This window comes from Megasphaera sp. MJR8396C, assembly GCF_001546855.1.
Classification (GTDB): domain Bacteria; phylum Bacillota; class Negativicutes; order Veillonellales; family Megasphaeraceae; genus Megasphaera.
Map to the genome: position 1 here is coordinate 49,077 of NZ_KQ958195.1, position 373 is coordinate 49,449.

Below are 373 nucleotides of genomic sequence, written 5' to 3' on the forward strand. Positions count from 1 at the left end.
TCCCCTTACGGGGAATTGGGTAATACGACCCGGAGTCAGCGCTACTGGGATATCGTAGTCCCGGAAGAAGTTTCAGTCCCCTTACGGGGAATTGGGTAATACGACTCGTGGGCATGGGATTTCTGGGACGAAAACATCCGGTGTTTCAGTCCCCTTACGGGGAATTGGGTAATACGACTTGGCTTAGAAAGACAGAAAAGAAGATATATGCTGTTTCAGTCCCCTTACGGGGAATTGGGTAATACGACTCTGTCTTCCAGTACCCGCTCTAGGAGCGGGCTCACAGGCGATTTTTTCAAACCTCGGGCATTTTTCCCCTTTTTCGGGGACCCGGGTTCAAAAGCAAAATCGGACAGTGTCGTTTTTTCCCTTA